This window comes from Actinacidiphila yanglinensis (assembly GCF_900107965.1).
In the GTDB taxonomy this organism is placed as follows: domain Bacteria; phylum Actinomycetota; class Actinomycetes; order Streptomycetales; family Streptomycetaceae; genus Actinacidiphila; species Actinacidiphila yanglinensis.
On sequence record NZ_FNVU01000002.1, the window covers coordinates 103595 to 115706 of the forward strand.

7 protein-coding genes are annotated in these 12112 nt (G+C 72.8%); 5 read left to right on the forward strand and 2 right to left on the reverse strand.

The genetic code is table 11. The features are described from left to right. Nucleotides 1-149: 149 nt before the first annotated feature. Nucleotides 150-2393 (forward strand): DEAD/DEAH box helicase, encoded by a 2244-nt coding sequence (locus C4U44_RS04425; protein ID WP_200823139.1) that lies wholly within the window; start codon nt 150-152, stop codon nt 2391-2393. After that, nucleotides 2390-2596, forward strand: coding sequence for a hypothetical protein (locus C4U44_RS04430; protein ID WP_235031805.1), 207 nt, complete (start codon nt 2390-2392; stop codon nt 2594-2596). Before C4U44_RS04425 ends, C4U44_RS04430 begins: the two co-directional genes overlap by 4 nt. A 165-nt stretch (nt 2597-2761) precedes the next feature. Here C4U44_RS04430 and C4U44_RS04435 read toward each other — a convergent pair whose 3' ends face one another. Then, nucleotides 2762-3223, reverse strand: coding sequence for a YidH family protein (locus C4U44_RS04435; protein ID WP_103884286.1), 462 nt, complete (start codon nt 3221-3223; stop codon nt 2762-2764). Nucleotides 3224-3756: 533 nt separating this feature from the next. On the opposite strand from C4U44_RS04435, the gene C4U44_RS04440 reads away from it, so the two are divergent. Next, nucleotides 3757-5538 carry an alkyl/aryl-sulfatase gene (locus C4U44_RS04440; RefSeq protein WP_235031859.1) on the forward strand — a complete coding sequence of 594 codons (1782 nt, stop codon included), beginning with the start codon at nt 3757-3759 and terminating at the stop codon, nt 5536-5538. Nucleotides 5539-5553: 15 nt separating this feature from the next. Here the strand turns inward: C4U44_RS04440 and C4U44_RS04445 are convergent, their stop codons facing one another. After that, nucleotides 5554-6528 (reverse strand): helix-turn-helix domain-containing protein, encoded by a 975-nt coding sequence (locus tag C4U44_RS04445; protein ID WP_103884288.1) that lies wholly within the window; start codon nt 6526-6528, stop codon nt 5554-5556. A 159-nt stretch (nt 6529-6687) separates the two neighbouring features. On the opposite strand from C4U44_RS04445, the gene C4U44_RS04450 reads away from it, so the two are divergent. Both C4U44_RS04450 and C4U44_RS04455 read left to right on the forward strand, forming a co-directional pair. After that, the gene (locus tag C4U44_RS04450) at nt 6688-10839 is read left to right on the forward strand and encodes a S53 family peptidase (RefSeq protein WP_146088192.1); all 4152 of its coding nucleotides are present in this window, start codon (nt 6688-6690) and stop codon (nt 10837-10839) included. A gap of 540 nt (nt 10840-11379) precedes the next feature. Then, complete coding sequence (locus C4U44_RS04455) at nt 11380-12012, forward strand: cyclodehydratase (RefSeq protein ID WP_103884290.1); 633 nt, start codon at nt 11380-11382, stop codon at nt 12010-12012. The last annotated feature ends 100 nt before the right edge of the window (nt 12013-12112 follow it).

Here is a 12112-nt window from a genome sequence, read left to right on the forward strand (position 1 = left end):
CTCGACCGAACAGGCTCTTCAACGTCTGGTTGAGCCGGCGGAAATGGCCTGACCTGCGAGAAGCGGGTCGGGCCCTTCTGTTCTCCGCTCTGTTCTCCGCGCTGGGGGGACCTCGAAGGCCGGTCGGGGCCGGTGTCGGTGGTGGGACGATGCGGGGAGGCGACGGAGGGGCGGGACGCGTGGGGCGTGGCGAGCGGGACACGGTCGCGAGGGGAGCGCTCCTGCACGAGTCGGCGCAGGCGGCGATCGGCGACCACGGCAGGGCGGTCGAGGCGGTACGAGCGGCACTGAAGCCCCTCCATGACGCGGTGGTACAGCGGGAACTCGACGCCATCCCGGTGGCCCGGCTCCAGGACGTGACCGAAGGGCGGCTGCGGCTGGGGAGCGTCGAGAAGAGCGGGCTGCGTACCGTGGGCAGCGTTCTCGACGCCGGGCCCTACCGGTTGCGGCAGGTTCCCGGTGTCGGGCAGCGCACCGCCGACCAGATGCTCGCCGCCGCCCGCCGGCTGTCCGAGGCGGCGTACGAGACCGTGGCCGTTCGCATCGAGGTGGACCGGCCCGACCCGGACACCACCGCGCTCGTCGTGGCCCTGCACGTCCTGGTGGAGGCCGGCCCGGACGCTCGGCGCGCGGTCGACAGGGCTGCCGAACTGTCCGAGCGGCTCGGCCCGTTGCTGGCCGCCGCCCGGCCCGCCGCCGGCCGGTTCGGGTTGCTTCTGGCGGGCCCGGAGAAGAAGGCCCGCACGCTGACGGCGGTCACCGGGATCCGTTCGCTGGTCGACGAGGTGGAGCGGACGGGTCAGCGGGAGCTGATCTCGCAGGCGTCGGTGGACCTGTTGCGGGGGCCCTCGTCCGACATCGCGGCCTGGGTGGACTTCGAAGTCCGTTCCGCCGAGTACTACAGCCTGCTCGCCGAGATCTCCGGCCGGCAGCCCGACGCGGCCGCTGCCGAGGGGTTCCTGCCGGACGAGGTCGCGGAGAGGGTACGGGCCCAGCCTCTCGACGACAGGTACCGCCGGGTCTCCCTGCGCGGCTACCAGGCGTTCGGCGCGCGGTTCGCGCTGGCGCAGCGCCGGGTGCTCCTCGGCGACGAGATGGGACTCGGGAAGACCGTTCAGGCGATCGCGGTCCTGGCGCACCTGGCTGCCGAGGGGCAGAGCCACTTCATGATCGTCTGTCCGGCGAGCGTTCTTGTGAACTGGACACGGGAGATCGAAGCCCGCAGCGCGTTGCGCGTCATGGTGCTCCACGGTCCTGATCGGCACGACGCGTTCGCCGACTGGAAGGGTCGCGGTGGGGTCGGCGTGACCACGTTCGAAGCGCTGCGCGGCTTGCCCGCGCCGGGCGCCGGGGAGGTCGGGCTGCTCGTGGTGGACGAAGCGCACTCCGTGAAGAACCCGAAGGCCAAGCGGTCCCAGGCGGTTGCCCTGTGGGCGGAGCGTTGCGAGCGGACCCTCCTCATGACCGGAACCCCGATGGAGAACCGGGTCGCGGAGTTCCGCCACCTGGTCCGGATGCTCGACGAAGGCATCGCGAACTCCCTTGGCGACGGGGACGCGTTGGCCGGTTCGGTCGCCTTCCGCAGGTCCGTGGCGCCGATCTACCTGCGGCGCAACCAGGAGGACGTGCTGACGGAACTCCCGAGCCTCCAGCAGACCGACGAGTGGGAGGAACCGAGCGCATCGGACGAGGACGCGTACCGTGCAGCCGTCCTCGCCGGTAACTTCATGGCGATGCGCCGGGCCGCGTACATGCGCCCCGAGAAGTCGGCGAAGCTGGAGCGGATCCGGGAGATCGTCCGGGAGGCCGCCGAGAACGGGCAGAAGACGGTGGTATTCTCCCAGTTCAAGGACGTGCTGCGCGTGGTGGAGGAAGCACTGGGGGCCGGCGACGGCACCCCGCTGTTCGGCCCGCTCACCGGGAGCGTCCCGCCCACGCGGCGGCAGCAGGTCGTCGACGACTTCGCCGCTGTCCCGGGTCCGGCGGTGCTCCTGGCGCAGATCCAGGCGGCGGGCGTCGGCCTGAACCTGCAGGCCGCCTCGGTGGTCGTCATCTGCGAACCCCAGATCAAGCCCACCATGGAACACCAGGCGGTGGCCCGGGCCCATCGCATGGGCCAGGTCAGGCCGGTTCGCGTGCACCGCCTCCTCGCCACGGGAGGCGTGGACGAACGCCTGGTGAGGATGCTGGCGGCGAAGACCCGCCTCTTCGATGCCTACGCGCGCCGCAGCGCCATGGCCGAATCCACTCCGGACGCGGTCGACGTGTCGGACACGGAGCTGGCCCGCCGGATCGTCGAGGAGGAACAGGCCCGTCTCGCGAGGACGGACGAGGAGCTCACGGCACCCACGCGCAGCGCGCCCGGCCAGGCAGCGGGCGTGGCCGACGGGTGAGCTCGGGCGGCGGCGAGCCGCATGGGTGGCTGGAGACCCGGCCCTTCGGTGGCCACGCGTACGACGCCCTGGTGCGTGGCACGCTCGCCGTCCCCGGCACCACCCCGGACACTCCGCTGGTCGTGGTTTCCCGCTGCGGCCTGGCCGAGGGGCTGCCGCTGACCGCGCACTGGGGGCCGGAGGATCTGGTCCGGGCGTGGTAGCTCCGCTAGTCACGGCATCCGAGGTCCCCGTTTCCTAAACGCCTTCTCGTGCTGCGGCCGGCGATCCGGTCTCACATGTGGGGGAGGAGCGAGACGCGGAGGTGGTGGGCGGGGTCGTGAGTGAGGAACATCGCCGAGTGCCCGTACCCGCCGCTCCGAGGGCCCTCAGGACGTGAAGGCGATCACCGCGACGACGAAACCGGCGAGCACCAGCAGCGCCGCCGTGAGGACGGTGGGGTTCACGAGGCCCCCCAGCGGCTGCCGTTGGCGCATCCGGGCCTGGCGGACGCGCCACTGGACGTACCCGGCGACGGTCACGCCGGCGGACAGGGCGATGAGGTAGCCGCCGAGCGCCAGCCGCAGCGCGTGCGGGGTGATCCCGGTCAGCCGGATCACGGCGAAGGCGCCCGCCAGCAGCGCCAGCGCCGTCCGGGTCCAGGCCAGCAGGGTGCGCTCGTTGGCCATCGTGGCCCGGTAGTCGGGTTCCTCGCCCTTGCGCCACCAGGGGAGCGCGTCGGAGGGTTCGCCGACGTCGGCGTCGCCCGGTTTCGCGTCGCCCTGCTTGGCGCCGCCCGGTCCGGCATCGTCCGGCTCGGGGCCGTCCGGCGGGAGCCGATCGTCGGCCATCAGGAACCATCCCCGCGGACCGGGGCGGCCGGTGCGCCGATGCGCGCCCTCACGGGGTCGCGCCGCTTCGCGAGGCGCTGCGCAGGGGGCGTCCCGCAGCAGCTCGGTGGGCCATGGCGCCTCCCGTCCCAGGAACGCTTCCACGCTCGGCGAGCGGGTCGGCCGCCGCGACCCGAAGGACCCACACGAGTGAGCGGGCAGGCCGCGCGGGTACCCCCGGACGGAGTACGTGTGCTCGTGGGGCGAGGCCCTCAGGGTGAGGGTGGGACCGGGCGGGCCGACCCGCAGCCGCCGCCGTACGCCCCGCCTGCAAGGGAGTCCCGTTGCCCGAGTCCACGCCGAACCCCGACCCGAAGTCCAGGCCCCGGCCCAAGCCCACCGCACCCAAGCCCGCCGCATCCAAGCCGGCGTCCAAGCCCGCGCCCACCACCCCCAAACCCGCGCAGCCCCCCATCGCCGCCGCCAACAACGCCCTCACCGCCCGCCTGCCCTTCGACGACACCCAGGACCTCGACGACGCCCGGCGCGGCTTCATGGGCACGGCAGCCGACCCCCTGATCAAAGAAGGCACGGGTCGCACCGTGTGGGACCTGGACGCGTACGGGTTCCTGGCGGGCGACTGCCCGGACACGGCCAACCCGAGCCTGTGGCGGCAGAGCCGCCTCTGCTCCGACCACGGCCTGTTCGAGGTGACCGACGGCATCTACCAGGTGCGCGGCTTCGACCTGTCCAACATGACCCTCGTGGAGGGCGACACCGGGGTGCTGGTGATCGACCCGCTGATCTCCGCGGAGACCGCCGCTGCCGGCCTCGCCCTCTACCGCGAGCACCGCGGCGACCGCCCCGTCACCGGCGTGCTCTACACGCACAGCCACATCGACCACTTCGGCGGCGTCCGCGGGGTGCTCCCGGACGGGGCGGCGGACGGCGGCGTCCCGGTCCTCGCCCCGGACGGCTTCCTGGAGCACGCGGTCCGCGAGAACGTCTACGCCGGCACCGCGATGGCCCGCCGGGCCGCGTACATGTACGGCGCCGCGCTGCCCAAGGGCGAGCGGGGCCAGATCGGTGCGGGGCTCGGCCAGACCACCTCCACGGGGTCGGTCGGCCTGGTCCCGCCGACCCGCGACATCACCCGCACCGGGCAGACCGAGACCGTCGACGGCATCCGGATGGTCTTCCAGCTCACCCCGGGCACCGAGGCGCCGGCCGAGCTGAACATCCACTTCCCCGACCGCTCCGCCCTGTGCATGGCCGAGAACGCCACCCACAACCAGCACAACCTGCTGACCCTGCGCGGCGCCGAGGTCCGCGACCCCCGCGTCTGGGCGCAGTACCTGGCCGAGGCGATCGACCGGTTCGCCGGCTCCTCCGACGTCGCCTTCGCCTCCCACCACTGGCCGGTGTGGGGGCGGGAGCAGCTGATCCGCTTCCTGTCCGAGCAGCGCGACCTGTACGCCTACCTGCACGACCAGACGCTGCGCCTGCTCAACCAGGGCCTGACCGCGCTGGAGATCGCGGAGTCCCTGCGGATGCCGCCCGCCCTGGAGCGCGCCTGGCACACGCACGGCTACTACGGCTCGGTCAGCCACAACACGAAGGCGGTCTACCAGCGTTACCTCGGCTGGTTCGACGGCAACCCCGCGCACCTGTGGGAGCACCCGCCCGTCGAGGCGGCGCGTCGCTACGTGGAGTTCATGGGCGGCGCCGACGAGGTGGTGCGCCGGGCGCGCGAGTCCTTCGCCGAGGGCGACTACCGCTGGGTGGCCCAGGTCGTCCACCACGTGCTGTTCGCCGACCCCGACCACGCGGAGGCCCGCCGGCTCCAGGCCGACGCCCTGGAACAGCTCGGGTACGGCAGCGAGAACGGCACCTGGCGGAACTTCTACCTGATGGGGGCCCTGGAACTGCGCGAGGGCCCGGTCGGTACGCCCACGGCCACCACCTCACCCGATCTGCTCGCCGCCCTGACACTGGACCAGCTCTTCGACTCGCTGGCGATCCGCGTGGACGGCCCGCGCAGTTGGGACGCGGACATCACCGTGCGCTGGACCGTCGACGGCCGGGACCCGGTCACCCTCCGGCTGCACAACGGCGTCCTCACCCACGTCACCGGTACCGGGCCGGCCGCCGCCGAGCCGGACGTCGAGGTCGACCTGGCCGAGGCGGACCTGCGCGCCCTGCTGACCGGCGGCACGGATCCCGCGGACCTGGCCGCGCGGGACGGTGTGCGGATCAGCGGCGACGCGAGCCGCCTGCCCGCACTCCTCGGCCATCTCGCCGCCCCCGACCCGGACTTCGCCATCGTCACCCCCTGAGGACGGGCTGCCGGATCACAGCCAGCCGCGGCGCATCGCCTGGGTGCCGGCCTGGAAGCGGCTGGTGGCGCCGAGGCGTTGCAGGAGGATGGCGATGCGGCGGCGGAAGGTGCGCTGGCTGAGGTCGAGTTGGCGGGCGATCGCCTCGTCCTTCAGCCCCGCGTTGAGCAGTTGCAGGAGCGCCCGGTCCTCGGGGGTGATCTCCGGGTCGACGGGCTCGGGTGCCTCGACGGAGGCGAAGACCGGGGTGGACAGGGCCCAGTGGGCCTCGAAGAGCTCGACGAGCGCGTCGCTGAGCCCGGAGCGGCGGACGTAGGCCGCGGTGGTGCGCTGGCCCTTGTCGGACCCGGTGAGCGGCAGGATGGCCTCGCGCGCGTCCACCACGATCAGCTTCGTCGGGACCCGGGGCAGGACCCGGGCCTGCTCGCCGAGCCGGACCATCTCCCGTAGCGTCGCGGCCCGTTCGGGTATCGCCAGCACCTCGCCGGCGTAGGCGGCCCGCACGCTCACGCCGCGGGCGAGCGCGTGCCGTTCGGACGGGGACGTGGTGCCGTTCGAGGAGACGTACGGAGGGGCGTCGAAGGCGAGGATCTCGCGTTCCGCGCTGGCGACGAGCGACTCGACGCGCCGGGTGATCTCGTTGGGCCCCTCGATGACCTCCACGAGCAGGCGCGGGTCGGACCGCAGGTTGCGCTCGTGGTAGTCGGCGGCGTACGCCTCCACCGAGGCCGCGACGCGCTCCAGTTCGCGCTGCCGCGACCGGATCAGCCCGGTCAGTCCGGTGCGCGGGTCGACCGGTGCGTAGCGCGCCGGCCGCCCCGGGTGGCACTGGGCGAGCCCGGCCGCCACCAGGCTGTCGAGGGACTGCCGGGCGCGCGCCGTCGGCAGGTCCAGCACCCCGGCGAGATGCCCCACGGTGAGCTGCTCCTCGTGCAGCAGCATCCCGTAGGCCCGCTCGGCGGCCTCGTCCAGTCCGACCGGCTCCAGCATGGCAGTCCCTTCTCCCGAAATGACCGGGATGACCGGTGACGCGGTGGCCTGTTGCGGCCAACGGCCGGAGCAGGCCACCGCGATCGCCCCCACCGCCGGTGTGTGGCTGGAAAGGTACAGCCACCCCCCTACGTGGTGACAAAGGAGTGACGGCTCTCGATGAGACCCGCAGGCCAAGCCCTACGCGGCGGCGTGATGGCCGCCGTCCTGGCAGCAGCGGCGGCGCTGCTGTCGGCGCCGGCGGCGCATGCCGCCCCGGCCGCACACGACCCCGTGCGTCTGAACGCCAAGCAGCTGGCGAAGCTGAGTGCGAAGTACACCCGGCGCGCCGACGGCACGCCTGGACTGGTCGCCGCGGCCGCCTCCGGCGGCACGTCAGCAACCGGCACGCCGTCCACCGACTCGGCGGCCTCGTCCGGTGATTCGTCCGGTACGTCGACCGCGACGACCACCATCGACCAGTCCACGACGTGGGAGAGCGCGCGCGGCTCCGTCTCCACGCTCGCCCTGCAGGGCACCAAGGACTGGGTCGCCCTGTCCTCCGGCGGCACCGTCACCCGCTACGACGCCAAGGGCGACCCGGTGTGGGACCGCACCAGTTCCTCGCTGTACGGCGACTGGAACCTGACGGCGGAGAACAGCTACCAGGACCAGCCGTACAGCCCCGTGCTGTCCGAGGGCTACAACCCCTACGAGCCCTCGTCCTCCGGCCGGCACCCCTTCGCGCAGGCCGACTTCAACGGCGACGGTGTGGCGGACATCGCGGTCGCCTACTCGGTCGGCCAGTACCCGTCCCGGCCGTTCACCTCGCCCGGCTCCGACCTGCCGTCGGGCACCTTCGTCAACGTGCTCGACGGCCGCACCGGCCGCATGCTGTGGCACCAGCTGCTGCCGGGCTACGTGGGCTCGCTGCTGGCGCACGACGGCAAGCTGGTGGTCGCCGACACCACCGGCCCGGACTGGGGCGACGACCCGGTCGCCACGCAGGGCGACAGCCGCAGCTCGCTGCTGGCGTACTCCTTCACCGCGAAGAAGGGCGGCGCCGTCGCCGCCAGGACCGCGTGGACCTACAGCACCGGCGCGCCGTGGGCGGACTTCACTGACGTCGAACCGCTCAACGACGGCCGGATCACGGTCGGTTGGACGGACACGCCGTTCGGCCTGGGCAACCCGCGCCCTGCGGCCGGCCACGTCCTGGTGCTCAGCGGTACCAGCGGCAAGGCCGTGGTGGACACCAAGACGCCGGGCTACCCGCGCATCCTCCACCAGGACCCGGGCTCGGACCGGGTGCTGGTCGCCGAGCAGAACGACCCGTACGACGCGGTGCGTTGGGACCTGACGGCGATCGACGCCCGGACCGGCGCCCGTACGGTGCTGGCCTCGCGGCAGAACACCATCCCCGAGGACTTCGTCGTCGACGGCCAGGCCCACGGCAAGCAGGCCCGGTACGCCGTCGCGGAGCTCGGCATCAACGCCGACCTCAGTGACGGGCAGAGCACCATATCCGGCTGGGACGGCAACGGCGACACCGTCTGGACCCGGCAGACCAGCAGCACGGTCGGCAACCCGAACGCGCCCACGCTGGCCCTGTCCTACGACCCGACCGGTCACGGCCGGATCGTCGCCACCGTCGCGGACAACGTCGCCGACAGCGCGGCGCGGCCCGAGGGCGTCTACAACAGCCAGCTGCTCTCCCTGGACGCGCGGGACGGCTCGCTGGAGTGGCGCCGCGACGGCGACGTGACCGGCGACCAGGTCACCGCCTACCAGGGCGGCCTGCTCGCCGTCGGCCAGGACATGAACGCCTGGACGGTGGACGAGAACAGCGGCAAGGCCACCGACCTGCCGCTGTTCAGCGAGAACTACGGGGCCGCGTCCGTCGACGTCAACGGTGACGGGGTCAAGGACCTGGTCGTCGGCGGCCAGAGCCACGGCCTGTTCGCTCTCGACGGCCGCTCCCTCAAGAGCGCCACACCGACCATCCTGTGGCACTCGGCCGTGAGCGCGGCCGTGCACCAGATCCAGGTGGCGAAGGTCGCCGACAGCTACGGCAGGACAGCCACGCGGGTGGTCGCCGCCACCTCGCACGGCTTCGCCGTGGTCGACCCGGCCACCGGCAAGGTCGGCGCGGACGTCAGCACCGGTTCCTTCCAGTACGGTCTGGTCGTCACCGGCGGCCGGATCGTCGCCACCGGTGCGAGCAGCGTCGCCGCCTACACCGCCGACGGTTCCCGGACGTGGGACTACCGCCCGGCCGGCGTCGGCGCCAAGCAGGTGCTGTACTCCACCCCGTCCACCGACGGGCAGGGCCGGTTGTTCCTGGAGTACGGCGGCGCCCGCTCCGCGTTCGGCACCGGGGTCAGCGACCCGGCCCCGGCCGCTGTCGCGCTGGACGCCGGCACCGGCAAGCAGCTCTGGAGCGAGCAGCCGAGCAACGCCACCGCGGCCTCGGCCGACTGGATCGAGCAGCAGGCCGGCGTCCTCGCCGGCGCCGGCATCCCCGGGGCCGGTGGCAAGGCCGTCGCCTTCGCCTTCGGCGGCGACCAGCCCTCGACCATCAAGCACCGTGTGCAGATCGTGAACGGCGCCACCGGCAAGGTGCTGTCCGAGCACGACTCGGTCGGATCCGCGACCTTCCAGGGGTTCGCCGCATCGCCGACGTACGGCCTGGTCGAGCTGCACGCCTTCCAGATGACGGTCTACCCGGTGGACGGCAGCGCGCCGTACAACGTGAGCACGCTGCCGAACAACCAGCAGGGCGTCTTCGCCACCACCACCGGCGGCAAGGAGACCTTCGTCGGCGGCGTCGGCGGGCTGGAGCAGTACGACCAGCCCTTCCCGACCTCCGACGACTACCTGGAGAGCACGAGCGAGACGTTCTCGCTCTACGCCGGCACCGCCGTCGCCACGGACCTGACCGGCGGCAAGGCCACCGACATCATCGGCCTGCCGATGGACAACGCCGCCTACGACCTGAGCCAGAACGTCGGCGGGTTCGGCTCCGAGATGATCGCGGTGGACGACTACCCGCACGGCGTGACGGTCCAGCACGTCACCGACACCCCGCAGCCGGCCACCGCGGCCACCCGCTCCGTGCAGCCGCGGACGGTGAAGGCGCCGTCCGGCCTCGCCGCGAAGCAGCAGGGCCTGCAGAGCGACAGCGCGCCCGCCGCCACTCCGTTCACCGGCGCGACCCTGCCGACCGCGGGCGCGATCACCCCGCCGGTCGAGGTCAGATCGACCGTGGCGGCCGCGCCGAACGACGCCACCGAGACCACCAAGGGCTACAGCCCGCAGCAGATCCAGGCCCGCCTCGGGCTGACCGGTGACGGCCGCGGCCAGACGATCGCCATCGTCGACGCCTACGACTACCCGACCGCCGAGGCCGACCTGAACCACTTCGCCGACCACTTCGGCCTGCCGCAGACCTGCGACAGCGTCGCGGACGGCACGGACTGCTTCGACTTCCAGCAGGTCTACGCCGACGGCACGAAGCCCGAGGCGAACGCCAGTTGGGAAGAGGAGGAGGCGCTCGACATCGAGTGGGCGCACGCGGTCGCCCCGCACGCCAGGATCGTGCTGGTGGAGGCGGCCGACGCCTCCGCCGCGGGCCTGTACCAGGGCGTGGACAAGGCAGCCTCGCTGCACCCGGCCGTCGTCAGCAACAGCTGGGGCATGTCGGAGTTCTCCGAGGAGTCCTTCTACGACGGCCACTGCAAGCTCGCCGACTCCGTCTGCACCCAGTCCACCGGTGACGCCGGCTACCCGGCCGGCTACTCCAGCACCAACCCCAACGCGCTGGCCATCGGCGGGACCAGCCTGAAGCTGGACGCGAACGGCGCCACCCTCGGCGAGACCGCGTGGTCCTCGACCGGCGGCGGCCTGAGCTACTTCGAGAAGCGCCCGGCCTACCAGGACGGCGTGCAGAGCTCGAAGTACCGCGCCACCCCGGACGTCAGCTTCGTCGCCGACCCGAACACGGGCGTCGCCGTCTACACCTCCGCCGGGGGCAGCCCCGTGTGGCTGGAGGTCGGCGGCACCAGCCTGTCCGCCCCGACCTGGGCCGCGGTGATCAGCACGGCCGACCAGCTGCGTGCCGAGGCCGGCAAGGCGCCCCTGGCCGTCGCCGGGCCCGAGGGGGACACCGCCCACACCGACGTGTACGCCCTGGGCACCAAGCTCGACGACGTCACGTCGGGCTCCAACGGGCTGTGCGGCACCGAGTGCACCGCCGGCCCCGGGTACGACACCGTCACCGGTCTCGGATCGCCCCTCGCGGGAGTGGACCAGGCCCTGGCCGCCATGAAGTGAGCCCCGGCAGGCCCGCCCCCGGCGAGGCGGCCTGACCGGACGCCCCGGGCAGGGTGCGCGGAGGGGAGCGCCCGGCCCGGAGCACCCAGAGCTGTGCCCCGCTGCCAACGGCAGCGGGGCACAGCCGCGTTCAGCGGTCGGTTCGGCAGGCCCGGGGGCGCCTTGGACGAGGGTGTCCCGGGACCCGCCGGAGGCCGCTCCCTGCCGCGCACTCCGGTCACCCATGGCATTTCAGCCACATGGTTTTCTCCTGTCACATCCAACCCATCAGTAACTTGTGTCTCGGACGTCTCGCCCCGAGCCGGTCCTGCCGGTGAACGGCCAGGTCAGGCGGGCGAGTTGGGCGGCCCGCCCGGTGGGACAACGGCCGAAACGCCCCCTTAACCGCCGGGTCGGGCGGGTGGATATTCCGGCGTAGGCGGTCGGGAATGACATGTACATGATTTACGTACCTGATCGACCTGCACCACTCCCGCACCCCACCCCCACAGCCCCGGCCCGGGCTGACACGGAGCCGGAGCACCGGAACAGGAGAGGTTCATGCGAACCAGAGTTGCTCTGCCCATGGCCCTGCTCGGCGCGGTGGCCGCGCTCGGCCTGGCCACCGGGGCGGCCTCGGCCGCCGACAACCCGCTCACCCTGGCGTGCCAGGCGACACCGCCGATCGTCTCCGCGGAGACCTTCACCATCGACGCCGGGGTCAACGGCACGGCCCCGGCCACCGTCGCCGCCGGCAGCGCCTTCACCGTGACGCTGGCGCCCGACGCGATCACCGTCCCCGGCTCGGTCAACGGGAACACGGTGAACTCGATCAGCTCGCTGAAGCTCACCGCCCCGGTGCCGGCGAACGCGACCCTGAACACCGAGACACTCAGCGGCGGTTCCGGGCTGGGCTCGGGTACGCCGTCGGTCTCGGTGAGCGGCGGCACCCTCACGATGACCGTGCCCGGCCCGATCAGCGGCGGCAGCACCTTCACCCTGCCCACCCTCGATCTGGGGCTGACCGCCGGGGCGTCCGGGACCACCGTGCAGACCCAACTCGCCGGCAGCAGCTACTCCAGCCCCGGTCTGACCTTCACCGCGAACGTGACCTCCAGCATCTTCACGGTGAACGCGCCGACCGCCTGCTACCCCTCGCCCAACCCGGTGCTGACCACGACCACCGTCAGCTGACGGCGCCGGCCTGACTCCCGGATTCCCCGGAGCACGGCGGAACGGGATACGAACGGCGGACGAGCGGATCGGTGCGGCAGGTGCGGGCGCGTCCCCCACG

What these genes read in the sequence shown, in the direction of transcription:
- C4U44_RS04455 (WP_103884290.1), top strand. Translation starts at nt 11,380, where the DNA reads ATGCGAACCAGAGTTGCTCTGCCCATGGCCCTGCTCGGCGCGGTGGCC.
- C4U44_RS04425 (WP_200823139.1), top strand. Translation starts at nt 150, where the DNA reads ATGCGGGGAGGCGACGGAGGGGCGGGACGCGTGGGGCGTGGCGAGCGG.
- C4U44_RS04445 (WP_103884288.1), bottom strand. Translation starts at nt 6,528, where the DNA reads ATGCTGGAGCCGGTCGGACTGGACGAGGCCGCCGAGCGGGCCTACGGG.
- C4U44_RS04450 (WP_146088192.1), top strand. Translation starts at nt 6,688, where the DNA reads ATGAGACCCGCAGGCCAAGCCCTACGCGGCGGCGTGATGGCCGCCGTC.
- C4U44_RS04435 (WP_103884286.1), bottom strand. Translation starts at nt 3,223, where the DNA reads ATGGCCGACGATCGGCTCCCGCCGGACGGCCCCGAGCCGGACGATGCC.
- C4U44_RS04440 (WP_235031859.1), top strand. Translation starts at nt 3,757, where the DNA reads ATGGGCACGGCAGCCGACCCCCTGATCAAAGAAGGCACGGGTCGCACC.